Genomic DNA, 25367 nt, shown 5'->3' on the forward strand with positions numbered 1-25367 from the left:
GGGGATTTAATAACCCTCCCCGGTTAGAAACTTCAGATGACCCGTCAGCACCGAAAGCTCGGCGGGTGTCTTCATATACAATTCGCCGTCCGTGTCAGCTGGCATCGGCGCATCTGTCTTCACTTTTAACGTAGATGCCTTGAAGTATGAAATGCTCTCACTCTGAGGTTGCCAATCTCCCTCCGGCTTGTGTGACAGAATCTCTCGCAGCAGCGGAATGCCTGTCTCATGAATAATGAGCACGTCCAGTTCGCCATCCTGCAACGCATCCGGTGCAAAGGGCAGGGCATTCGTTCCCAGAAAACGGCCATTGGCTGCATAGATCATCACAGCTTCGCCTTCCATCTTTTTCCCATCCGCCTCTATTTGATAACGAAACGGTTCCGTATGACTGATCGTCTGCAACGTGCTGATGAAATAACTGAGCTTACCCAGCGCGCCTTTCAGATTCTCGTTAATATTCTGCGAAGCATCACTGATCAAGCCAATACCAAAAAAGTTTGTGAACACCCGATCATTAGCCCGTCCAACATCAATGGATACCACCCGACCTGCCAGCATTTCTTGTGCCGCCGTCTCTGCATCCGGTGAAATGCCGAGCGAACGCGCGAAGTCATTACAGGTGCCTCCAGGCAACATACCAATCAACGGAGGATTCTGCAGATTGGCCAGTCCATTCACGCATTCATGCACCGTGCCATCCCCACCCAGGATAAACACTACATCGAATTGTTCCCCGCGCTCACGGCACAGCTTCTCTCCTTCACCCGGTTCATCCGTACGCACAATAACGAGTTCATGGACAGCGAGAGCCAGTACACCAGCCACAAGACCCACTGTATTCTCACGATTGGCCTTGCCCGAATGATGATGATGAATGAACAAGGCTTTGTTAAACTCCATCCTCTCTTCCTCCATTCCAATGCTTGTTAACCTTTACCCACAAAGGTTGAAGCCTTAAACAAGCCTTTCGCTAAGCACTCATCATGATTCCGAATAGGTTCCCCAACCAGAAATGCATCCTAATCCTCATTCATTCGTAATAGCTAGATGGCCCGTTTATCCATAAACCATTTCCTTGTTTAACCAGATGTATGCATGAGAAAAAGGGTTTCTCCACACCTTATGTCATAAGGAAGCAAATTTTGCTGGTGAGAACCCATTCAAATGAAGTCAAAACGGTTATATCTATACCATATACGAATGGAGGGATTCCCTATGATTCCGGCAACGTTGGAACAATTGGAGCAAGTTCGCAAGGAATGCCGCACCATGGTTCGCAAAAGAGCTACTGCTTCCGCAGGTACAACACTCGTTCCGTTACCAGGTACAGACGTACTGGCTGATGTGGGGATGCTGATGCAGCTGTTGCCTGCCATTAACAATAAATTCGGATTATCACAAAAACAGCTGGACGGCATGGACCCCGAGACCAAATCCATGATCTATGGATTCGTCATGTCCATCGGAAGCAAAGTCATCGGACGTATGGTGACGAAAGAGCTAATTGTTCAGGTTCTGAAAAGAGTCGGAGTACGCGTAGCCACCAAATCAGTCGCCAAATTTGTCCCCTTTGCAGGACAGGGATTGGCTGCCGCACTCAGCTTCACTGCCATGCGCTATGTGGGTAACAAACATGTGGATGACTGTTATGAGGTTGTGAAACGTATGATTGAGCAACGCGAATTGATCCCGGGTGAACCCGCTCCGTCTGCACTTGGGAAAATCGACCCTGTTGAAGAGAACCTTGATTTGAACGTATGAACAACAAGAATCATGTAAATAACATTTAGGTTTAAATAACTTCCTAATGCTAAAAGTGAGTCTCAAAATTTTTTTGAGGCTCACTTTCTTTATAATTTCTTTTGTTCAAAGTACGATTAGTAGATTATTACTAATGATCTACGTTTTCTCGCCTCCAATTTTATAAATAACATTATTTTTGTTACATAGATCAATATATGGTAGATTAAAACAATAAAATACTATATAATATCCAAGAAAGACCATTTTTAGTATTAGAAAAGGAGATGGATTTATTATGAAAAGAAAAAGAATTATAGTTACCTCTATGCTTGCACTTAGTATTTTCAGCCTTAGCGCTGTTACAAATGCTGCAGAGATTGATTACACGTCAAAAAAGACAGACTTGCAGGGAGTATATGGTGGATGGAGTGAAGATGGAGGATATTTCACTGTTAATACTGTGTTAAATCGCTCTGCTATTTCTGCTGTTTTACCTAGTGCAGCACCAAAGTCGCACAAGGCTGAAAAAAGGACTTTTCGTCAAGGATCTACAGTTATTAGGGAGTATATAGTGGCGACAACAGAATGGCCAGATGCATACCATTACACTGTTGCACAATATGAAAATAGGTTTAATGGAAGTGTAAGTGCTAGTAGTGGACGTGTCTATGGTATGGATCAGACTACTGCTGAGAGCGGAGACATTGATGGAGAATTCACTTTTTCGGTAGTCGCAAAATCTTATTATGGAAGATAGGAACTACTCTTCAACAATAATCGTCTTTACACGGTTTTCTACGAATTGAGTTTATAATAATTTATTTCCTTAGTTTCATTATGTAATATATTTCAATCAAAAAAAGGATAAAAAGCTATATTACTTAAAACAATATTAAATACAGAATTCTAAATTGATTATCTTCTTAAGCTGTTATTATAAAAAATTAAATTAGTGGTAGATTTCGTAAGAGAATTTGTAGTAATATAACCAATAAAGACCATTTTATGAACAAAGAAACGGAGATGGAATTTAATGAAATTAACAAAAATTTTAGCTTCATCTATGCTTGCACTTAGTATTTTTAGTCTTAGTGCTGTCACTAACGCTGCTGAGGACAATTATTCTGTCCAAAAAACAGAATTGCAGGGTGTATATGGCGGATGGAGTGAAGAGGCAGGCTATTTTACTATTAACTCACCTTTAAATCGCTCTGCTGTTGCTGCTTTTGCACCTAGTGCAGCACCAAAATGGCATAAAGCTGATATCAGAACTTATCCCAATGGAGGTGGTTCATACTGGGAGTATATAGTTGCGACAACAGAATGGCCAGATGCATACCACTACACTGTTGCACAATACGAAAATAAGATTACTGGAAGTGTTAGTAAAAGTAGTGGACGTGTATACGGCATGGATCAAACTACTGCTACAAGCGGTGAAGTGACTAACGATAATAAAGTTTTTGTGATGGCAAAATCATATTACGGCAGATAATTACGAGTCTTACTTTTAATTAGGTTTAGGTTAGAAGAAAGTTCGTATGTAATCTTAATACTTAAGTTGATTTATAAAAGATAATTTCCATATCATTTTAGAAAAATAATGAATATCTTTATACCCCTTCATTTTTATGAAGGGGTAGGTTTATTAACTAAAGCAAACACTATCCCCAAGATATTAAAATAAATAGTTTAACCTAAGCAAGGATGCGATAAATTGTCGACACCTCAACATTATCAACGACGTTTTTTTCGTCTTAAACATGAATCTCGCTTCTACATCGGACTGCTAGTTCTTCAAATGTTATCAGTAGGAATATTATATTTTCTTTCATATGTAGATAATCTTAATATGATAAATAATGGATATGTAAATAAGCAATCTATTACATTTAGAATCGCAGAAGCTAATACGCCTTTAAAACTTCCAGACCAGGATTATTTGCTGATGCAGTATAACAGTGTACGACCTTCTGTCAAAACCGTGTACCTTAATGGGGATGTTAAGCTTCCCCCTCTAAAAAATCAAAATAAGCTATTAGATAATTTGCGGAGCTCTGGTCTATCGACAAATCTTGCGTTTATAGGCGATCAGGTAGACCCTCAAGATATCCCAAAGGGTTATTCACTTTCGGCACAATTCGATGTTCCAGAACACTATCAGTTAAGTACTGATCAGTGGCTCATACCCTCTTCTAATGAGATTTCACTGGCAGATGGTGATGTGTTTGTACTTAGTACGCCTAACTCTAAAGCGGAAAGTATAGTTCGTATATTGGCCAACCATAGTACTCTTGAAATCATTCATACTGAATATAAAGGAACCTATGCCTTGTTATCCAATCAGTTGCTAGTACTCTTATTATGGGGAGCATTAGTGTTTGCAGGATTTGCAATATTGTTGGCATCGCTATACTGGCTTAAACAGGAAAAAGCTTTCATTCGTATTTGCTGTGAGCATGGGTTTACTGTCTGGCAGATTTATTCTCACATATTTGTTTATAAAATAACTCTTTTTCTTGTGTTGAGCTTTTTCACTCTCTTTATTAGCATTTCATTGTTACAAGAATTTATCCCTCTATGGAGTGTATTTTGGCAAATGGATTCCTGGTATCTAATTAGCATACTGAATCTACTGCTTATCCTATTAAGCTACCTTACATCATTTTGGTATGGCTCAGGCCCAAGGAGAAAACATTAATGAAAATAGTCTATTTATTATGGAAAAACAATCGCGGATTTCACTTGCTTCATATATTTTTATCAGCAGTATTCTGTCTTCTATTGTTCTTTATGACATTGAATATATTTCAATCTCAGGTAGAATTGAAGGCAACAGCAAGTTTTAAAGGAAAAAATTTATACCAGTTAGCGGATAATTTATACAATGAAAAAGAGCAGCAATTTTTCCAAAAAAAAGATAGTTATGACATTCTTAAAAAATTTGGATCTCAGTTGGAACGTGAAGAACAGTTTCAATATGCAGTTGTTAACTGGCAACCAATTCAAGCCTTGAATTTTAAGGGTGATGAGGTGTTTGGTGCTTATTACGAGTTAGGTCGAAAAGTTGAGCCTAAGACTAGCAGTAAATCGACCTATAGTGAAGTTAAGGCTCTACAAATGAATGAGGGTGCCTTTGAAGTCTTTCAAATCAGACTAAGCAGTGGGCAAGGCTTCAAAAATAGTGATTATTTATATACAGGTAGTCCTGAAAACAAGATTCCTTTAATTTTAGGTTCAGCATTGGAACCTTATTATAATTTAGGAGATATAATATCTTTAAGACTGTATAATCGCGCTTTCACTGGAGAAGTTATTGGTTTTACTTCTTCTTCGCAAACCGTAATAACCGCTAGATCAAATGATACCTTACTTGATCGCTATATAATGATGCCTGCACATACTTTTAATGAAATCACTCCGGATTTATTACAAAGTCAAAATGATAGCCCTTTTCTCCGAGCCTCCCTATACAGCAGAATTAATGGTTTTATGTTTTCTCCTGCTGAGCCACAGGAAATGCGTCGGATTATGTCAGATGTTTCTGAAAAGACTGATTTTTATGACTATTCAATTATCGGTGCTGATGGAGGAATTCTGGGAATGCTTATCCAGATTACAGACCAGAATCAAAAATTGTTGTATTGGACTGTGTCTATTGCTCTCGTTGTTATACTCTCATTATATTTGTGGACAATCTCCATGCATATACGTAACAGTTTAAAGAGTTATGCTGTTCTTCTAATCAGTGGATATCATATGAAACAAATTCCTTGGTTAATTGCTATTCAAACTGCGATATCTATATTATTAGGAAGTATACTTCCTGTTATACTTTTCTCATATTTTTGGGAACAGGCTTGGTTGTTAGTACTTTATTACACTGTGATTGTGCTTTCGGTGACCACTTTGTTAACATTCATTATTTATTTCAGCTCAAGAAGAATTATGGATCGAACAGACTTAGTTAAAGAATTGAAGGGGTGAACACATCTCGTGGCAACGATTGAATTGGAACAGATTCATATGGCATTCGGTAACAAGATCATATTTGAACAAGTAGATCTGACTGCGAGAGCTGGCGACTTCATAGCTCTTCTAGGAAAAAGCGGTGTCGGTAAGAGTACACTATTAAATATACTAGTTGGCTTAGAACGAGCCACTTCAGGATCCTACCAGTTCAATCAAATAGATATAACACAGAAAACGAATCAGGAATTAGCCCGCATACGCAGTGAGCATTTTGGTTACATTGCCCAGCACAGTCCAATAATACCTGGACTTACTGTACAGGATAATATCTGTATCCCCCTATGGGTAGGTAATCGTAAATTACACAATGAACAGTTGGAGTTTATGATGGAACTGTGTGAAAGACTTGGAATCATGAAGCTGTTACGTCAAAAAGCAGGTAGGCTTTCAGGGGGAGAACTGCAACGAGTAGGTTTGATTAGGGCATTACTAAAAAAACCACCTTTAATTGTTGCTGATGAGCCGACGGGTGCACTAGATGATGAGACTGCTGAAAGTGTGATCTTGCTGCTACGTGAGATGTGCCAAAAAGGAGCAACTATCGTAGTAGCTACTCACAGTCAGCAGGTTGCTAACCATTGTGATAAAAAATTTGAACTCACTCGTACCGGATTACACGTATTGGATGCGAGCAAGGTGTAGGCTTGTAGTTGTAAAAAATTTTTTTCCCTCATACTTGTACACAAAAGGTGAAATCAGTCGGGAGATACAGAATATCTTTAGATTCAGAAATACTTACTTTCTGTTAGAGAACCGCACAAAACAGAGTGGTAGCACGAAACTCTCCGAACAGAGATTGACTTAACTCTTTACCGTGTCGGTAAAGAGTCTAAAATTAGGGGAATTTTTCTCTATAAAAACAGTGATAATTGACACCTGATCTAGTACCTGTAATCAAACAGTAATCAAAAAAGAAAGCGAGTAAACTGATCCAGTTCTCTCGCTTTCTTTTTAATCATTAGTTCATTTGTAAATGAATTTCGTAATCTAAGGTCATCTAAGGGCAAATCGATTAAATCGCCTGCGGTTGTTGCTCCGTAAACTGACTATTGTACAGATCCGCATAGAAGCCCTGACTTGCCATCAGTTCCTCATGATTGCCTTGTTCAATCAGGTTACCATGATCCATCACCAGAATCAGATCGGCGCCGCGAATGGTGGACAAACGGTGTGCAATGACAAAGCTCGTGCGATCCTTCATCAGATCATTCATTGCTTTCTGGATAAACACTTCGGTCCGTGTATCCACGCTACTCGTCGCTTCATCCAGAATGAGAATGGCTGGATTCGCCAGAATCGCTCTTGCAATTGTCAGCAACTGTTTCTGCCCTTGAGAGATGTTCGATGCCTCTTCATTCAGCACCGTGTCATATCCATCAGGCAGTGTACGGATAAAGTGATCCGCATGTGCCGCAACGGCAGCTTTGACTACTTCCTCTTCCGTAGAACCTTCTCGACCATAGGCGATGTTGTCCCGAATCGTTCCGTTGAACAACCAGGTATCCTGAAGCACCATGCCGAACAAACTGCGCAGCTTGCCACGCTCCATGTCCTTAATGTCAGCACCGTCAATCGTAATCCGACCATCCTGAATTTCGTAGAAACGCATTAACAGGTTGATCAGGGTGGTTTTACCGGCTCCTGTTGGCCCAACAATGGCTACCGTCTGTCCCGGTTTTACATCAATGTTCATGTTATGAATGAGCAGTTCATTTTCTTTATATCCAAAATTAACACCTTGGAACGTTACCGCACCTTTAGGCTGTTGTAATTGCACGGGTTGTTTGGACTCCGGAACTTCTTCCTCTTCATCCAGCAACTCGAATACCCGTTCTGCCGAAGCAATCGTCGATTGAATAATATTAGAGATATTCGCAATCTGGTTAATCGGTTGTGTGAATTGACGGGAGTACTGTGTGAAGGCCAGAATATCCCCGATAGAGATAGATCCGCGTGTAACGAAAATCCCACCAACCACACAGATCAGTACATAACCCAGGTTACCGACAAAACTCATAAGCGGCATAATAATACCGGAGATAAACTGGGCTTTCCAGCCGGATTCATACAGTTCTTCATTGACCTTCTCGAATTGCTGTACGGATTGTTCTTCACGTCCAAATGCTTTGACGACCTTATGTCCCGTGTACATCTCTTCGACATGACCATTCAGTTCCCCAAGGGATTTCTGTTGACCCGCAAAGTGTTTTTGCGAACGGGATGCGACCAGCATGACAACAACCACACTGAGTGGCAGCGTCAAAATCGTAATCAGCGTCATCCATGGACTAATCGTCAACATCATGATTATTACGCCGACAATGGTTACGATAGACGTAATGAACTGTGCCAAACTTTGCTGGAGTGTATTACTGATATTATCCACGTCATTCGTGGCACGGCTAAGTGTCTCCCCAGTCGTGCGGGAGTCAAAATATTTCAAAGGAAGGCGTCCGACCTTCGCACTGATCTGCTCACGCATGTCATAGACAACACGTTGGGCTACACCAGCCATCAGGTATTGCTGAATATACATAAATGCAGCACTGAACAGATAGAGTCCGCCAAGCAGGTATAATACTTTCATCAATGCAGGAAAATCAATCCCGGCACCCTGTACACCCTGAAGGATGGCAATGGCGCCTTTACTGAGAATATCCGTTCCTTCTGCCATAACTTTAGGACTGATGATACTGAATACGGTACTTAAAATGGCTGCGACCAGCACACCTAACAGACGAGAACTATGGGGCTGGAGATAACGAATCAAGCGCCGCAGTGTGCCTTTGAAATCTTTTGCTTTCTCAGCGGGAGGTCGCATGCCCATTCCGGGACCTGGTCCCGGCCCACCAGGGGGACGAGGCGACTTGTGTTCTGTACGTTCACTCATGCGATCTCCTCCTCTGTCAGCTGGGAGGATACAATCTCGCGATACACTTCATTGTGCTCCAGCAGCTCTTTATGTGTTCCTGAACCAACAATTCGGCCCTCATCCATAACCAGAATGCGATCGGCATCCATTACTGTACTTACGCGTTGGGCAACAATCAGCACAGCCGCTTCTCTCGTTTCGGACTTCAGCGCAGCACGAAGTTTAGCATCCGTTTTGAAATCGAGGGCAGAGAAACTGTCATCAAAGATATAGACTTCCGGACGGCGAACAAGTGCGCGAGCGATGGACAGACGTTGCTTTTGTCCACCAGACACGTTGTTACCACCTTGTGCGATAAGGCTGTCATATCCTTCTTTCATCTCGCTAATGAAGTTCTCTGCCTGAGCCGTACGGGCCGCATGAACAACTTCATCCATTGTGGCATCTTCTTTCCCGTGACGAATATTTTCCGTAATCGTACCTGTGAAGAGGACTGCCTTTTGTGGTACAAAGCCAATTTTGGCACGCAGATCTTCCTGCCGAATTTCACGCACATCCGTACCATTTACCCGAACACTGCCTTCGGTCACATCATAGAATCGTGGAATAAGACTGAGCAATGTCGATTTCCCTGAACCCGTACCGCCGATAATGGCTGTCGTCTCACCTGAGCGAGCTGTGAAGGATATATCGGACAAAGCTGGATTCTCTGCGCCCGGATAACGGAAGGTTACATGTTCGAACTCAATCATGCCCTGCATCGATTTCATGCCACGCGGCTGCTCGGGATTGCTAAGATCCGGCTGCATATCAAGCACTTCGTTGATTCGTTCTGCCGATGCTGAAGCTCTTGGAATCATGACAAAAATCATGGAAACCATAATCAGCGAGAACATGATTTGCATTGCATACTGAATGAAAGCAATCAGTGAACCGATGTTCATATTGCCGCTGTCGATCCGCATTCCACCAAAATAGAGGATGGCAATCATCGAAAAGTTCATAACCAGCATCATAACAGGCATGATGGTCGCCATGAGCACATTGACTTTGATCGAAGAATCTCTCAGTTCCGTATTGGCCCCGTTGAAGCGTACACGCTCATGCTTACCGCGGTTAAAGGAACGAACGACCCGAATCCCTGTTAACTGCTCCCGCAGCACCAGGTTGAGTCGGTCCAGCTTTTTCTGAATGGTTTTGAACAAAGGTAAACCCTTGGCACCAATCAGCGCAATGGCTCCACCCAGTACAGGAAGCACAACCAGGAAGATCGTAGATAATTTGGCGTCCTGGGATACCGCCATGAAGATACCCCCGATACACATGAGCGGAGCCATAATCATCATGCGCAGCATCATCGTAAGTACGTTCTGTACCTGCGTAATATCATTCGTTGTACGCGTAATCAGTGAAGCCGTACCCATCTTATCGAACTCTTGGAGCGAGAAGTTCTCCACATGGCGGAATACTCTGCTGCGCAGTTGTTTGGCAAACCCACCCGCTGTACGGGATGAGAGGTAACTGGCAATCACCGAACATGCTGTTCCGCCAATTGCGATAACCAGCATCCATCCACCAATCTGCCAAATATAAGGTATATCTCCTTTAATGATGCCGTCATTCACGATATCTGCCATGAGCGTAGGCAGGTACAGTTCAGCAAGCGACTGAAACAGTACCAAAACCAGAATGAAGATAATGGGAATTCGGTATGGCTTCAGCATGCGAAACAGTTTCATCATGGCGTATCATCTCCTTGTGTCGAATCATCCTTTTGCAAGGAAGTCAGTGTATCAAAAAAGGTGTATACCTTTGTCAACAACTCAGCCAGCTGAGTGCTGTCTTCTTCTCCCAGGTGTTTAACGAGTTTGTTGAAAATCTCCATGCGCTCTTCATGAGCAGCCCGAATGACTTCACGGCCTGCTTCAGTAATCGTAATGCGGACAGCACGTCGATCCTCCGGGTCCATGGTCCGCTTGACCAACCCCTCATCTTCAAGACCCCGAATAACCGGTGTAATAGTCGGTGACTTCACTCGTAGCAAAGCACTAATTTCGGATACTTTCATCCCTGGATGATTGGACTGGATGGTGTCATTGAAATTAGGCGGATTGTCCTGCCAGTTCAATTGTTCTCCCGGATGCATCCCGTGGAGCAAACAACCCAGCACCATAATTTCATTGTGATTGCGCCCATGAGGTTTATGTTGCCTCCATTTGCCTTTATTGAACTGCATGATGGAGTATAAAAGCTTCTGAGCGACCGGATCTATACCCGTCATATTGGGACCCTCCTTGCTTCTTTATCATTTCACAGATATCCAACATCATAGGACATCTATTAAATAGCATTACGATTAAATAGATTTACAATTAATTAGGTGTACTAAGTATATTATCGTGAGAAGCGAAAGTCAAACATCTAAAAACAACCAATATAAACCCGTAACCAAGAGCCTAAATGCGCTTGATTATGGGTTTTGTCATTTTGCCGTCATTGGAGCCTATTATACTTATTGTGTGCAATCCATGAATCCAACTCTCAAAAAAAGCTCCCATTCTATACACCGGTGGATGATGAACCGGAGTAAGAAATGGGAGCTTTTTTATTACGATGTATATAGAAGGTATATAGAAGAAACAAGAGAGCCCTCTTATGACATTATTAGATGTTCTTGTTATACATCAGGACTGTGAAGCAGAGACCGTTTTGAGCACTGACGCAAACGGAAAATATTCTTTCGCATTATTGTAGGCGATGCCTTGAACGATCTGACCGAGCAGTTCAAGATCCTGCGGTGCTTCGCCCTGTTCAGCCCATTCACCAATGAGATTGCAGACCAGACGACGGAAATACTCATGCCGAGTGTAGGAAAGGAAACTGCGTGAATCGGTCAGCATGCCGACAAATCGGCTGAGCAGACCAACATTTGCCAGTGCCTTCATCTGAGCGAGCATGCCGTCCTTCGTATCATTGAACCACCATGCTGCACCAAGCTGAATTTTGCCAGGAATGCCCCCGCCTTGGAAGCTACCGATAATCGCTGCCAGCACTTCATTATCCCTTGGATTCAAAGAATACAGAATCGTTTTGGGTAACGCTTGCTGCTGCTCCAACGCATCGAGTAATCCGATCATCGCTGAGGATAACGGCGTATCATTCACGGCGTCATAACCGGTATCCGGCCCGAGCTTGGCAAACATGCGAGTGTTATTGTTGCGTGCTGCATTGATGTGGAACTGCATCACCCAGCCCCGCTCTGCATACAGTTTGCCAAGGAACGTCAGCGTTACCGTCTTGTACTTGTCTTCTTCCTCACGGGTTACCTTGTGACCCGCAAGTGCCTTTGCAAAGATCGCAGCCGCTTCTTCTCGTGTAGCCACGCCGTAAGGGACATAATCGAGTGCATGGTCAGAGACTCTGCCGCCTACGGAATGGAAGAATTCCACCCGGGACTCCAGCGCAGAAAGGAAGGATTCATAATCGGAAATCGGGGTGCCGGATGCCTGTGACAGCTTGCCCACCCATTCCGTGAAGGTATCCCGGTTCAATTCCAGTCCTTTATCCGGACGGAAAGATGGCAATACGGCGGTATCAAAGCCTTCGATCTCCTGAATCTTCAGATGATACTCCAGAGAATCGATAGGATCATCAGTTGTGCAGACCACGGTCACATTGGATTTGGTAATCAGATCACGTGCACCGAATCCGTCACTGTTCAGTTTGGCATTTACTTTTTCCCAGACGTCCGGTGCGCTTGTCTCATTAAGTACTTCGTAGACGCCGAAATATCGCTGTAATTCCAGATGAGACCAGGCGTACAGCGGATTTCCAATCATCATGGGTACCGTTTTGGCGTAAGCCAGGAAACGATCGTAATCGGTCACTCCTTCGCCGCCGGTCACATATTGCTCTTCAATTCCGTTTGCACGCATGAGCCGCCACTTATAGTGATCACCGTATAACCACGCCTCTGTAAGATTGCCAAAGGTTTTGTTCTCGTAGATTTCCTGAGGACTGAGGTGGCAATGATAATCAATAATCGGCATGTCTTTGGCATAATCCTCATATAACTTGATCGCCGTTTCATTGTGCAGCAGAAATTGTTCATCCAAAAAAGATTTCATTCGCCTCGCACGCTCCCTTTAGGTGAGTTTACGTTCATATGGGTTCACTTCCCATCTTTACGCTACACTGTTTAACCCCAAAGTTCAATATAAAATGATAGCGTTATCAAAAAAGGTTGATTTAGGCATACATCCTTAAACAAGGTATACTGTTTTTAACGTAAGAATGCTGATCTGAAGATGACACAAGGAGATGAACTTGAATGAAAATTACATTTCTCGGCACAGGAGATATGTTCAGCGTGGAGCAGCACCACAATAGTATGCTGGCTGAATTTGGAGGCACACATCTGGTCATTGATTTTCCGGAATCGAATGCCAAAGCGCTTAAGGAGTACGGTTTTCCAATGACCGATATTCACAACGTCTTTGTTACCCATCTGCATGAGGATCATATTAACGGTGTACAGATGCTCGGATACTACTCTCAGATTGTCGGTGATCGCAAGCCCCGCCTGTTCATCCATGAACAATTGGTAGATCCACTATGGAGCATTCTATCTCCGGGTATGCGCTACACAACAGATGGTGAACGTACCATGAGCGATTACTACGATGTAGTTCCACTTCCAGATGGGGGCACATTTGAAGTAGGCGGCGTGACGTTTGAGACGTTTCGAACGCAGCATGTTCCCGGCATGGTAAGCAATGGGCTACTCGCCAAGCCTTACTTCTATTACAGTGCAGACAGTACACTCGACCAGGAACGGGTGGAGCAGATCGCCACTGATGTGCAGCTGATTTTCCATGAATGTCATATGCATGATCTGGTGATCAAATCCCATACCTCATTGAAGGATCTGGAGCAGTTACCCGCAGAAGTGAGACAGAAGACGGTGTTGATGCATTATCATGACGAGTACGCCGATGCGGACAGACGGAAACAGTTCAACCGCGAGCATGATCTGCGAATGGTTGGCACGCTGGAATCATTTGAGCTGGGTAGGTAAACGGTGAATATTAGATAAGTAATCGATCAGTACCGTAATCGTTCTGTATTCTAATGGAGGTAAGTGCTGTGGAATATCGATTTGAACAAGGTTACTTTTTGATATATTATCCTGCAAGAAGCGCTAGCAGTGGAGACATCATGGTGGTTAAATTACTGGACAGACCTTTTAAAGATAGAATTGAATTCCTTGTTAACAGCAAAAACTATGAGTGCACTACACACAATGAATACTTAAGTTTTGAGCCGACTGCTCATCATAAGCCTGAAAAGCCTGGAGCATTTTCAATGGTACGTAGTGAGTTCAATCAAATGTGGGATACGATGAATCAGTATTTTGAAAAGTGATAACCTTATCCTGCTGTTAAATCTAAGCTGATTCCTTTCTCATTTCATGTTTTTACTTGCAGCAATGATTCGTTTACGTATGATGAGCCTTAACCCACGTTAAGCTAACGAATCTGAGTGGCCTTATTCGGCTAAAATCCGAGTTTTCAATATTCTAACGAATCTCAGACGCGTTAATCTGGTAATATTGCTCCAATTGGCGCTATTTCAATCATTTTTGAGAGTAATAAGGTTACTGAGATTCGTTAGAATTCCAATAACGCTAATTCAGTGCAAATAAGGCGCGCTAGGTTCGTTAGGATGGAGTTTTTTTAGTTGTACATAGAAATGCAAAAAAACCACCTGAACACAGGAGTACTAGCTCGCTTGTTCAGGTGATTTAACGATCTGTACACTGTTTTCATATCAATTGGTGTACCTTTTCTTATACTGCCTGGCATATGCCGTTACTCAGCGTCAGCACAGTCCTCATTCTGCTCTGGAAGGGCCCATACAGAGACACCTCCACCGCACACATGGAAAGTAGCCCAGCCGTCTTCTTCAATGGTTATCTGATCCTCACAGCTATGGGTCAGATCTACCCAGACTTCACCAGCACGATGCTCACCGATGAACATTCTTTTCTCACCGTCATCCCCGTTGGAGATAACTACCGCACAACCAGAGCCTTCGATTTCCTCTACGCCACGACGTACCCAGCCAATCGTATTCGCGTGATCGAAGTAATCTTCCTGCTCCCCATACGCCTTGTTGCAACGGGCAGATAGCAGAATGTCCAGAATTTCTTTTTTGCCATCCACAGGTTCAGGTCCACCAATGCCATAATAATCACCGTAGAACACAACCGGATAACCATCTCGACGTAATAACGTCAAGGCATATGCGCTTGGCTTAAACCAGTCTCCAATCCAAGATTCCAAAGCTTCATGGGGCTGGGAGTCATGATTATCTACAAAGGTTACCGCATGGATAGGATGGGTCTGAACCAGTGTATCCTCAAAAATTTTGGAAAGATCAAAGTCTCTGCCTGCAAGTGAAGCCTCATGCAACTTGTAGTGAAGAGAAACATCAAACAGATCGATCTGATAGTCTACCGTATCGAGGAATTCACGACATGCATCCAGGTTCGAATTCCAGAACTCGCCTACGATGTAGAAATCCTGACCGCGTTTGCGGATCATCTCTGCTGCAAATTCCTTAATGAATTCGTGGTTGATATGCTTAATGGCGTCAAGCCGGAAACCACCACACTGGAGGGTATCAATAAGCCATTTCCCCCAGTCGATCATCTCACGCCTTACATCCGGGTGGTTATAATCTATATTGGCGAACATCAGATAGTCATAGTTGCCAAACTCATCATCGACATTCTCATTCCATTTTTTGTTCTCTCCTGCGATGCGGAATACACCGGTTCGTTCTTCCCTGGCATCAAAGTCCGTGCCATTAAAGTGTTCAGAAGTCCACTTAAAAGAGGAGTATTGATCCCCCCGACCCGGGAATGTGAATTTGGTCCAGCCCTCAATCTCGAACGGTTTGGATATTTCCTTCGTCCGATCATTCGGATCAACCTCAATCACTTTGAAGACTTCCGTCTCATCTGCTCCGGCCTTATGGTTCATGACCAGATCCACATAGACGGCGATTCCGTTCTTCTGACACTCGGCAATGGCCTCCACCAGTTCCTGCTTGGTGCCATATTTGGTGCGTACGGTACCCTTTTGGTCAAATTCACCTAAATCATACAGATCATATACACCATAGCCTGTATCTTCAGCGGACACCGCTTTGGTTACGGGAGGGACCCATATCGAATCAATGCCTTTGGCTTTAAGTTCCGGGGCCATTTCAGCCAGTCGCTTCCAATGATCTCCGTCTGCAGCCAGGTGCCATTCAAAAAACTGCATCATGGTATGATTTCTCTTCATTATAAACCGACCTCCTTGATTGCTTTCGAAGCGGACCGCGGAACAGATAGGGTATTCGCCGTTGTTCGTTCGTTGCTAACCAAGTTATAACCCTTTCACCCTACCTTTCAATCATGTTAAAGAGACAAAATCGAAAAATAAATGTTACATCGGTCATTTCATCATGGTTGGACCCTCAAATTCGCTTATAATCCTGCCACTCCTCGGGTAGAAGGGAACGATAGGGTTCCTGCGTGAACCGATCATCAACCAGCACCAGCACCCCCCGGTCCTCTTCCGTTCGAATCAGCCGTCCACCTGCCTGCAACACCTTGTTCATACCTGGGAAAATATAGGCATAATTGAACCCGTTGCGGCCTGTACGGTCATAATAATCACGAAGTACATTGTTCTCAAGACCAATCTGCGGAAGCCCCGCGCCTACCACAACGACGCCATTCAAGCGGTCTCCCGGCAGATCGACACCTTCCGAGAATACGCCACCCATGACGGCAAATACCAATCGTGTTCGTTCAGGGTTTGGCTGGAATCCATCCAAAAACTGCTCCCGTTCCAGTTCGTTCATGCCCTGCTTCTGTATGACCGTATCTGCTTCATTCGGAAGCTGTGCATAAGTTTCATATATTTCTCGCATATAAGGGTAAGAAGGGAAGAACACCATCAGATTACTGCGCGGCCATTCGGCCACCAGCTGTTGCAGCATCTCGGCAATGGGTCGCCGGGATTGCTCCCGGTCCTTATATCGCACAGATAATGGCAGTAGTCTTACATCCAGTTGTTCACGCTGAAATGGCGATGGAATCTGCAATGTATAATCCTCTTCCTCTGCACCCAGCATATCCCGATAATAGCGAAGAGGTGACAAGGTTGCCGAGAAATGAATGAGCGAGCGGAATCCTTTGGCCGTCTGACGAAGCAGCACGGAGGGATCGAGACAGAACAACTTCACTCTCACTTCACTTCGAACACACTCTGCATAAGTAATAAAACGTTCATCATACAGCTTGGCAATGCGTAGGAAATTCTGTGCCGTGAAGTAGGCATCGAGCAGCAACTGATCCGTCTCTGCATTCCCCGAACCACCTTCGACCAGGCATTGCTCTGCAACCATGACAAAAGGCTCAAGCAGTTCAATCAGTTCCTCCGGTGCCTCCTGCTGTATGATCTTTCCTTCATCTCCACCATTTTTGCGAAGGGTAATCAGATACTTATCAATGGCTCCAGTGTAGTCAACAATGGCTTTGGCAGCCGACACACTGCTGTTCAGCGGCTGGAACTCCCTTTTCACATCCAGGAACACCGCTTTCTCCAACTCTGCGGAAAACATCGTTCGGCCACGATCGACCAGATTATGTGCCTCGTCCACCAATAACACCGTCTTGCGCTTCTGCTCCTCCAACATTCGTTTCAGAGAAATACGCGGATCAAAAATATAGTTATAATCGCAGATGACCGCATCGGCAGCATATGCCGCATCCAGTGAAAACTCAAACGGACACACCCGATGTTTGCGCGCATACTGCTCGATGACCGGACGTGTCATTAATGTCTCATGTTCCAGCATATCCAGCACAGCCCCGTTAATACGGTCATAATATCCTTCACACATGCCGCATTGTCCCGTATCACAAGCTTCCTCTTCCTTAAAACAGATCTTGTCCTTCGCGGTCAGACTGATCACATGCATCTTCAATCCTTCCGATTGCATCCGGGCAAAAGCTTCTTCTGCCGCCACCCGTGTTGTCGTCCTCGCGGTCAGATAGAACAAGCGGCTCGCTTCGCCTTCGCCAATGGCTTTGACCGTGGGGAACAGCACGGACATCGTTTTACCAATGCCTGTTGGTGCTTTGGCCATCAATCCCTGGCCTTCACGAATGGTCTTGTACACGGCTCCTGCCAGCTTCCGCTGTCCCTCCCGGTATTTGCGAAAAGGAAACGGCAGCTCTCGCACACTGACATCACGCTCTTCTTCATATGCAGCGATCATCTCTGCATACGGGGCATAGCCGGCAATCACTTCTGCCGCAAACTGTTCCAGTTCCTGTCGCTCTGCCATTCGGCGGAACCGTCTTTCTTCATGGGTTACCGAATGCACATACGTAAGTTGGACCTGCATCCGCGGTTCATCCTGCTGAACGGCGTACATGTAGGCATACATCATGGCCTGCGCCCAATGCACGGGAAGTCCGTCACCCAGGTCGTCCAGATTGCCAGCCGTGGATTTGATCTCATCCACCGTTAACTGACCCTCCAACCGGATCAAGCCATCACATCGCCCTTCCACCACATAGGTCAGATCGCCATGTTGAATTTCAGCTTCGAGTACGATCTCTTTCAGATCTTCTTCGGTGTATCCCTTCTGTACCCGCTGATGGATTCGAGTCCCCTCCTGCATCGATGCATTGGTACGAAACCCTGGACGTATGCTGCCACTGCGGTACACATACTCCACCAAAGGTCTAACCGATATCCGAATTGTTGTTGTCATACGATCACCCGTTCTGTTTGTAGTGACTATACTTTATCATGAAAAGACGTGCTCAAACCAGTTGATCCGCCGATTGGACTCGCACAATCCCATGTGCTATGTTGAAGTGGATTGTATTTATATAAGGAGGCAGCTTCTATGTATATCTATTTGGTTCCTTCACCGATTCCGGATGCACTTGCTGCATACCCGCATCTAACTTTGCGAAGCGAAGAGCAGGTGCGACTGGCTATTGAATCCGCAGAACGTCTGATGAATATCGAGTCTGATGATAAAGTAGCCGCATACGAAGCTTTCGATGCCGCAGGCTCCTGGACTGGAGGAGGTTTTGCTGTTTTGAACAATATCCCTGTCACAGAGGATGGTCGTAACGACTTCGAAGAACGGTTCAAGAACCGTGCCCGCAAAGTCGAAGACGAGCCTGGTTTTGTCGGTATTCGTGTGCTTCGTCCATTGAAGGATGACACGTATGTTGTACTTACACTCTGGCAGTCCGAGGAACATTTCAAAGGCTGGCAGGAATCCCAAGCCTATAGTCACGCTCACCGAAACCGTAGTACAAGCGAAGGCCTGACCGCACAGAAACCCACCATGTTCCCCAGACCTTCCTACGTTACAACGTACACTATAGAATAACGATCGGGTTAAATCTGGCTCTCATTGCAGCAACCCGGGACTGCCACACCTCTTCCAGCAGGGAAGAGGTTTTTTGTAGTCGATTAATGGCGGCTTTCATTTTTTGACACGGACATGCTGAGATAGGATAATACTTGTTAAATGAAACTTCGGAAGGGAGGGCGGTACCTTGTCACGCAGTTCACTCACCCGGTTTCTAAGCGGACCGTTTATATTCTTTACCATCATCATGATGATCAAAAGCTCACTGGCCTGGATCGTTATCTTCGATGACATCCCTGTCTGGAAACCACTGCTGACCGAATTGCCGCTCATCTGGATCGGCTTCTGTCTAATTGAGTGGTTTGCCGCCAAGCGACGGATGTGGATGTACCTTGCCGTGAATCTGCTGCTCTCAGGGATTTTCTTTGCAGCCATCATGTACTACAAATACTATGGCGTAATCGTTAACTATCACGCGCTGGCACAGGTGAATCAGGTGACCTCGGTCAAGAGTAGCATGTTCTCTTTGCTAGACCCCTATTATTTGTTTATTTTTGCAGACGTTCTGATCATTGGAGGGGTACTCGTTCGTCGTCGGATCAAACTCGGGAGTACAGAACGCCCGAATCGTATTCCGCTTGAACGACGTGCCAGAAGACGTGTTGCTTCGGTCATTCTGACCCTGTCCATGATCCTGTGCATGCTCAACATCTATCCCAATCGGGCCAGCATGAGTGAGATTACACAAGCAGAACAGATGGGCATCCTCGGTTACGAGGCGTATACCATCCTCGATCGACCTGATAAACCTGTACCCATCGCTCACATTGATCAGGCTGACATCGACCAGTTGAAGCAAACGACTGAACTTCCTGCGATTGTGGAGCAAGGTGCAGCGAGCGGACGTAACGTGATTATGCTCCAGTTGGAATCGTTCCAGAACTTCCTGATTGGATTAGAGGTAGATGGACAGGAGATCACGCCCAACCTGAATGAATTGGCTGAACAGAGCCTGTATTTTCCGAACTTCTATCAGCAAGTGGGGCAAGGAAATACCTCAGATGCAGAATTTGTTGTGAATACATCGTTTTACACCCCGCCGAACGGGGCAGCAACGACTGTATATGCGGATAAAGCTCTGCCGAGTCTACCCAAGCTGATGTCAGCAAACGGGTATCAGACAGCCACATTCCATACGAATGATGTTCGTTTCTGGAATCGGGATCAGCTATACCAGGCCCTTGGATTCGACCAATATTATGATATCGATTATTTCGGCACACAGGACTCCATCGCCTTTTCGGCCTCGGATGAGGTTCTGTATTCCAAAACACTGGATAAGCTGGAATCCATGCAGTCTTCGGGTGATCCCTTCTATGCCCATATCATCTCCATGTCAGCCCACCACCCGTACACTCTGCCTGATAACAAGGTCAAGCTGACGTTGCCTGAGCGTTACAAAGATGCGTTGCCCGGCGATTATCTGATATCCCAGCATTATGCTGATCAGGCGGTTGGACAGTTGATTACGGGATTGAAGGAACGGGGATTATGGGAAAATAGCCTGTTCGTCTTGTATGGGGATCACCTTGGGCTTCCCATCTATTCACTGGACCGGGATGACAAAGTCCTTATGAAAGAGTTGTATGGTCGGGAATATACATCAGCAGATATGATTAACATTCCACTCATTATCTCGGCCCCGGGCGTTACCCCGGGTGTACAACTGGAACAGATCGGAGGCCAAGTGGACATTCTGCCAACGATTGCTGGACTCACCGGAGTATCGTTAGATGACCAATTACACTTTGGACAGGATTTGCTGCATGAAGGGGGAAATCTGCTACCTGAACGCTATTATCTTCCTTCCGGGTCGGTACTGAACGATGCTTCTCTCTTCATTCCAGCCACCGGATATGGTGACGGAACGCATTATTCTCTAGCAGATGCGGGCAGGCAGGATGCAAGGCAGAAACAGACGGACGTCTCTTCAAAAGGGACGCCGAAGATTTTGACGGAAAAGGTAGCTCCAGCAATAGTCACACCCAACAGCAGTGAGGTGTCCTCTTCGCGGTTTATAACCAAGGAACAATATGATCGGGCATTGGATCTCGCACACTTGTCCAACAGTTATTTGAGCCAGCTACCGGATCGAAAGCCTACACAATAATTGAATCTTTCACTAGAACTCATCCATACGGCGACCTTCCTCTCTTAACATAGAGGGAACGGTCGCTGTTGAATTTTTCAGAGCCAGACTAGGGGCCTATCCATTCGTGAGCAGACCATCAAAGAGCCAGTTACCTTCCTCGGTACGAGTGAAATAAATATCCAATGCACTGTTTCCATCAGACCGCACTAAAGCCATATGCAAAATGACACGGTCTGAATCAAGAGGATTGAATCCACGGTATTCCAAATGATTTAGGCTAACGTTTTGCAGAAAAGGTACTTCGTAATCCTCCTGTTCCAGTTTCGAAATAATGATATTGTTCTGCTTCGATATTTCTATATTCGGAGAAGATACCGATTCAAGATATGTATAGTTATTGGATTGCATCGCCGCCATCAGTTTAAATGTTATGTTCAGCGTTTCTCTTAAACTTAACTCATGTTCCTTCTGAATTTGTTCGGTATCTATGACATCTTGGCGATCCCTTTCCTGTACATCTGGCAGGGAAACATCGTTACCTGAACTGCAGGCTGTTAAAAGTACAGTGAACATCCATATCAACAATATTTTTCTTATTTTCATCTAATCGCCTCCTTAATAAAATGGATCATACACTTCTTTTCCATATTTATGGTAACCTATGCCACCTCAAAGAAAAGAGTATCTTGTTAATTCTGAAGATTAACAAAAAATGACCCGAACCCTGTTAGTCAGGGCTCGGGTCATTCATATGATTACAACGGCATTAGCGCAACGGTCTTGCGAGCAGTCAATTGCTCTACCATGGCAAGCCATTCCTGCGGTTTGTTTGGTAACACTGCATAATATCGATTCAGGAAATCAGCCACCAGGCTGGCTGGCAGTTCACCGAGTGACTCATCGCCTGGCATGAAGCACAGATCCAAGCCGCCAACCGCTTCACCGTCACCTTGCCAAGATGGATGAACATACGGAAAGTCCAGACGCTGGTACCCCAGATGGGATAGCACTTCACGACGTACATACGGGTCCATTGGCTTGATGCCACCGAACTCGTGATCCTGACTCAGATAAGGATTATAGATTTCGGCAAACATGCCGAACAATTCTTTTCCATTTACCGCAGCCAGCTTCTGCAGATCACGCTTACGGTGATTCGCCAGGAAACTGCCGATCCCCAGACCTTCGCGCCCAATAATCGTGAAGTCCGTCATGGCGACGTTCCAGTCCTCGTAATAACGGTACTCTGTCGCCCCAACAACTTGTCCTTCATGTACAGCCACGAACACCCGAATACCCGGATCTTCCAACGGTTCTGCCCACAGGGAGAAGTCCAGCACTTCTTCCCGCGGGAAAATCTCCTGCATCAGCTTGTGCATTTGGGCAAATAGTGGATCTTGAATGGATGTAATACGCGTGAATTCCATGGATAAATGCCTCCTCGATCGATAATATATTTCATTGGATATTTCTTTATTTGAATGGATTCCGCCACTCCATCAGGGCAGCATAGTTGCAAGACTCCTCATCATCCAGATAGTCTGCAGTTACTCCTACCGGCATGCGGCCACAACGAAGCAGGAACGATATCACCGGATCACGCTTCTCTCCCGCAGCCACCTGGTCCACATATTCCTGCGCAGACAGCTGGTCTGCAACCAGATGATAACCCGGCATTCTACCCGCACCTAATAACCGATCCATCCCCTGTGCAATGACAAGATGGTACATCGCCTGCATCATAAGCTGAGCCAGTCCCCACTTACGGTACTTTGGACGAACACAGAGATCGACAATATACAGCGTGTTGCCATCCGGCTGGTGGTTACGAATATAGCCGTCATCCGTTACTTCGGCCCAGGTATGACTTGCTGGATGTGCAGGGTCCCACTGCATCCGCAGCGAAGTCATCGAGCCAGCCAATTCTCCATCCACTTCAATACAGATGGCACCCTCCGGGTAATGCTGCACATGACTGGTGAGCTGCTCGTGACTCCAGAGCAGCTCTTCCGGATAAGGAGGAGGGAAACTCTCCGCCTGAATGCGAATGAGTTCCTCAAAGTCGGCTGCAATATAATTGCGAACGACCGCCTTTACCCTTTTGCCACTTCGCTCCGGGTCGGTGATCAGCATTTCTTTGGTATACATGTTGCCGGGTCGCCCCTTTCCACTGACAAATGAATTTCCTGCTCTGTTTTGCTACTTTATAGAGGTAGCTCTACTCCCAATCGGTATACAGATCAGTACGGCGGTCACGCCAGGTCGTTACCGATCCACGTTCGCGCACCTCATACAATAAGTCCAGATCCAGATCGGCCGTTACAATCATATCGTTGTTAATTTCACCCTCGGCCAGAATGCCACGTGGCGGAAACGGGATATCATTCGGCGTAATAATCGCTGCCTGTCCATAGTTGGCACGCATGAAATCAACGGTCGGCAGGTTACCCACCGTTCCGGTTAACACAACATACACCTGATTCTCTACCGCGCGGGCATGACTCGTATAGCGTACACGGTAGAATCCGTGGCGATCATCCGTACAGGAAGGACAGAAGATTACGTCTGCACCTTTGGCTTTGGCCATGCGCACAATCTCCGGGAATTCAATATCGTAACAGGTCAGCATCGCAATGCGGCCTTTATCCGTATCAAATACTTCAAGTCCATTCCCCGGAGCCATATTCCATTCCTGAACTTCGGTTGGTGTAATGTGAATCTTGTCCTGGCGCGCGATGCGACCATCCGGGTAGAACAGGTGGGCTGTATTATACAGCTTCCCTTCACGGCGAATGACGTGGGTTCCCCCGATGACGTGCATGCCGTACTTGGCAGCAAGTGATGTGAATAGTTGCTCATATTGCTCCGTAAAGTTCGGCAGATCCTCAATCGTCAGTGCATTGCCTTGTTCGTCTCCAATGGACATTAATTGCGTTGTGAAAAATTCCGGGAACAGTACAAATTCGGTTCCGTATTCGCTCGCTGTCCGTATGTAATGCTCAGCCTGAGCGGCGAACTGCTCAAACGAGTTGATTGTTTGTAACTGGTATTGTACAGCGGATACCCGCAGTTTCATGTTCGTACACCTCCACCATTATTATGCTTCCATTGTAACAACGATCCGGGGTCAACAAAAGAGTGTATACACTGAGCACTACAATGACAGACCCACCTTCCGATCGCTCCCTTACTCACCCAGCATCGACTGTGTGAATCCAATCCACTCTCTCGTGGCAAATGAAAGATAGCGGTCTTTCCGCCAGATCATGCCGAGCTGCCATGGAATCACAGGCTCCGTTACGGGGATGATGCTCACACGCATATGATCCACCTCACGACAGATGGTCTCCGGCAGTAAAGCTACCCCCAGATTGGCGGCAACCATCGCACTGAGCAGATCCCACTGAGAGCTCTCATACACTACCCTGGGTTGGAACCCGGCCTCCTGACAGGCCACAATAATCCGGTCATGCAACGCAAAATCCTCCCGAAACAATACAAAGGCGTCGTTTTCCAGTTCATGCAGCGCAACCGACTCTTTCTCCGCAAGTGGATGTGAAGGGTGTACGAGCAGGTTCAGCTTCTCTTTCACAAAGACAAAATGATCCAACAGCTCATCCACGGTTGGCAGTACTGCAACACCAATATCCAGTGCACCGCTGATTACATCGGCCTCCACTTTTTTGGCACCATCCTCAAATAGCTGAATAGTCACCTGCGGGTAGGCTTTGTGAAATTCACCGATGATCATGGGGAAAAAGCTGGACCCCACCATCGGCGGCAAACCGATCCGTAGATGGCCTTTCTTCAAATTCATCAGATCGTCCAATTCGGACGACAGATTGCGGAATGATTTTTCAATCTCAAGCGCCTGCCGAAAAAACACATGACCTGCATCCGTTAGTTCCACTTTCTTTCCGTAACGATCCAACAACGTGATACCCAATTCATCTTCAAGACTCTTGACCGTCTTGCTGATCGTAGGCTGGGTGATATACAGAACTTCGGCGGCTTTTGTGAAACTCTGCTGCCGGGCAACTTCCAAAAAATATTGCAAATGGCGGATATCCATCGGTTGATTCCCACCTCTCATAGATAAATGGAATA

Annotated in this window: 22 protein-coding genes; 10 read left to right on the plus strand and 12 right to left on the minus strand. The window is 45.4% G+C overall.

What is annotated here, in order from left to right; translation table 11 throughout:
• Window positions 1-6: 6 nt before the first annotated feature.
• Entirely contained in the window at window positions 7-903 is an 897-nt protein-coding gene (locus tag AC1S8V_RS28355; protein ID WP_482071641.1) for a diacylglycerol/lipid kinase family protein, read from the minus strand.
• A 315-nt stretch (window positions 904-1218) separates the two neighbouring features.
• Between AC1S8V_RS28355 and AC1S8V_RS28360 the strand changes: the two genes are divergently transcribed.
• From AC1S8V_RS28360 to AC1S8V_RS28385, 6 genes are all read left to right on the plus strand, one after another.
• Complete coding sequence (locus AC1S8V_RS28360) at window positions 1219-1764, plus strand: hypothetical protein (RefSeq protein ID WP_482071642.1); 546 nt, start codon at window positions 1219-1221, stop codon at window positions 1762-1764.
• A gap of 277 nt (window positions 1765-2041) precedes the next feature.
• Window positions 2042-2503, plus strand: coding sequence for a hypothetical protein (locus tag AC1S8V_RS28365; protein ID WP_482071643.1), 462 nt, complete (start codon window positions 2042-2044; stop codon window positions 2501-2503).
• A 276-nt stretch (window positions 2504-2779) separates the two neighbouring features.
• Window positions 2780-3241: a hypothetical protein gene (locus AC1S8V_RS28370; protein ID WP_482071644.1), complete on the plus strand. Its 462-nt coding sequence runs from the start codon at window positions 2780-2782 to the stop codon at window positions 3239-3241.
• A 357-nt stretch (window positions 3242-3598) separates the two neighbouring features.
• Entirely contained in the window at window positions 3599-4447 is an 849-nt protein-coding gene (locus AC1S8V_RS28375; protein WP_482071645.1) for a hypothetical protein, read from the plus strand.
• Window positions 4447-5733: an ABC transporter permease family protein gene (locus AC1S8V_RS28380; RefSeq protein ID WP_482071646.1), complete on the plus strand. Its 1287-nt coding sequence runs from the start codon at window positions 4447-4449 to the stop codon at window positions 5731-5733. Before AC1S8V_RS28375 ends, AC1S8V_RS28380 begins: the two co-directional genes overlap by 1 nt.
• A gap of 9 nt (window positions 5734-5742) precedes the next feature.
• Window positions 5743-6420: an ABC transporter ATP-binding protein gene (locus tag AC1S8V_RS28385; RefSeq protein WP_482071647.1), complete on the plus strand. Its 678-nt coding sequence runs from the start codon at window positions 5743-5745 to the stop codon at window positions 6418-6420.
• Window positions 6421-6790: 370 nt separating this feature from the next.
• Here the strand turns inward: AC1S8V_RS28385 and AC1S8V_RS28390 are convergent, their stop codons facing one another.
• The 4 genes from AC1S8V_RS28390 to uxaC all read right to left on the minus strand — a co-directional run bounded on the left by AC1S8V_RS28390 (window position 6791) and on the right by uxaC (window position 12777).
• The gene (locus AC1S8V_RS28390; protein WP_482071648.1) at window positions 6791-8668 is read right to left on the minus strand and encodes an ABC transporter ATP-binding protein; all 1878 of its coding nucleotides are present in this window, start codon (window positions 8666-8668) and stop codon (window positions 6791-6793) included.
• Window positions 8665-10392, minus strand: a complete 1728-nt coding sequence (locus AC1S8V_RS28395) for an ABC transporter ATP-binding protein (RefSeq protein WP_482071649.1) — start codon at window positions 10390-10392, stop codon at window positions 8665-8667. Before AC1S8V_RS28395 ends, AC1S8V_RS28390 begins: the two co-directional genes overlap by 4 nt.
• Window positions 10389-10931: a MarR family winged helix-turn-helix transcriptional regulator gene (locus AC1S8V_RS28400; protein ID WP_482071650.1), complete on the minus strand. Its 543-nt coding sequence runs from the start codon at window positions 10929-10931 to the stop codon at window positions 10389-10391. Before AC1S8V_RS28400 ends, AC1S8V_RS28395 begins: the two co-directional genes overlap by 4 nt.
• 403 nt (window positions 10932-11334) lie before the next feature.
• Window positions 11335-12777, minus strand: coding sequence for a glucuronate isomerase (gene uxaC / locus AC1S8V_RS28405; RefSeq protein ID WP_482071651.1), 1443 nt, complete (start codon window positions 12775-12777; stop codon window positions 11335-11337).
• A gap of 203 nt (window positions 12778-12980) precedes the next feature.
• Between uxaC and AC1S8V_RS28410 the strand changes: the two genes are divergently transcribed.
• Complete coding sequence (locus AC1S8V_RS28410; protein ID WP_482071652.1) at window positions 12981-13727, plus strand: MBL fold metallo-hydrolase; 747 nt, start codon at window positions 12981-12983, stop codon at window positions 13725-13727.
• A 68-nt stretch (window positions 13728-13795) separates the two neighbouring features.
• Complete coding sequence (locus AC1S8V_RS28415) at window positions 13796-14074, plus strand: hypothetical protein (protein WP_482071653.1); 279 nt, start codon at window positions 13796-13798, stop codon at window positions 14072-14074.
• Between the two features lie 446 nt (window positions 14075-14520).
• Here AC1S8V_RS28415 and AC1S8V_RS28420 read toward each other — a convergent pair whose 3' ends face one another.
• Both AC1S8V_RS28420 and AC1S8V_RS28425 read right to left on the minus strand, forming a co-directional pair.
• Window positions 14521-16002 carry an alpha-amylase gene (locus AC1S8V_RS28420; RefSeq protein ID WP_482071654.1) on the minus strand — a complete coding sequence of 494 codons (1482 nt, stop codon included), beginning with the start codon at window positions 16000-16002 and terminating at the stop codon, window positions 14521-14523.
• A 175-nt stretch (window positions 16003-16177) separates the two neighbouring features.
• Complete coding sequence (locus AC1S8V_RS28425) at window positions 16178-18490, minus strand: ATP-dependent DNA helicase (protein WP_482071655.1); 2313 nt, start codon at window positions 18488-18490, stop codon at window positions 16178-16180.
• 138 nt (window positions 18491-18628) lie between these two features.
• On the opposite strand from AC1S8V_RS28425, the gene AC1S8V_RS28430 reads away from it, so the two are divergent.
• Together AC1S8V_RS28430 and AC1S8V_RS28435 are read left to right on the plus strand one after the other, a co-directional pair.
• A complete protein-coding gene (locus AC1S8V_RS28430; RefSeq protein ID WP_482071656.1) occupies window positions 18629-19126 on the plus strand; it encodes an antibiotic biosynthesis monooxygenase family protein in 498 nt (165 codons plus the stop codon).
• Between the two features lie 169 nt (window positions 19127-19295).
• Complete coding sequence (locus tag AC1S8V_RS28435) at window positions 19296-21278, plus strand: LTA synthase family protein (RefSeq protein ID WP_482071657.1); 1983 nt, start codon at window positions 19296-19298, stop codon at window positions 21276-21278.
• 96 nt (window positions 21279-21374) lie between these two features.
• Here AC1S8V_RS28435 and AC1S8V_RS28440 read toward each other — a convergent pair whose 3' ends face one another.
• The 5 genes from AC1S8V_RS28440 to cidR all read right to left on the minus strand — a co-directional run bounded on the left by AC1S8V_RS28440 (window position 21375) and on the right by cidR (window position 25332).
• Window positions 21375-21863 carry a hypothetical protein gene (locus AC1S8V_RS28440; protein WP_482071658.1) on the minus strand — a complete coding sequence of 163 codons (489 nt, stop codon included), beginning with the start codon at window positions 21861-21863 and terminating at the stop codon, window positions 21375-21377.
• A gap of 152 nt (window positions 21864-22015) precedes the next feature.
• Window positions 22016-22687: a GNAT family N-acetyltransferase gene (locus AC1S8V_RS28445; RefSeq protein WP_482071659.1), complete on the minus strand. Its 672-nt coding sequence runs from the start codon at window positions 22685-22687 to the stop codon at window positions 22016-22018.
• A gap of 46 nt (window positions 22688-22733) precedes the next feature.
• Window positions 22734-23408: a GNAT family N-acetyltransferase gene (locus tag AC1S8V_RS28450; RefSeq protein ID WP_482071660.1), complete on the minus strand. Its 675-nt coding sequence runs from the start codon at window positions 23406-23408 to the stop codon at window positions 22734-22736.
• A gap of 70 nt (window positions 23409-23478) precedes the next feature.
• Entirely contained in the window at window positions 23479-24336 is an 858-nt protein-coding gene (locus AC1S8V_RS28455) for a carbon-nitrogen hydrolase family protein (protein ID WP_482071661.1), read from the minus strand.
• Window positions 24337-24447: 111 nt separating this feature from the next.
• On the minus strand, window positions 24448-25332 hold the full coding sequence (gene cidR / locus AC1S8V_RS28460; protein ID WP_482071662.1) for a cidABC operon transcriptional activator CidR: 885 nt from the start codon (window positions 25330-25332) through the stop codon (window positions 24448-24450).
• Between the last annotated feature and the right edge of the window lie 35 nt (window positions 25333-25367).

The sequence above is a fragment of the Paenibacillus sp. B46(2026) genome, from assembly GCF_056786355.1.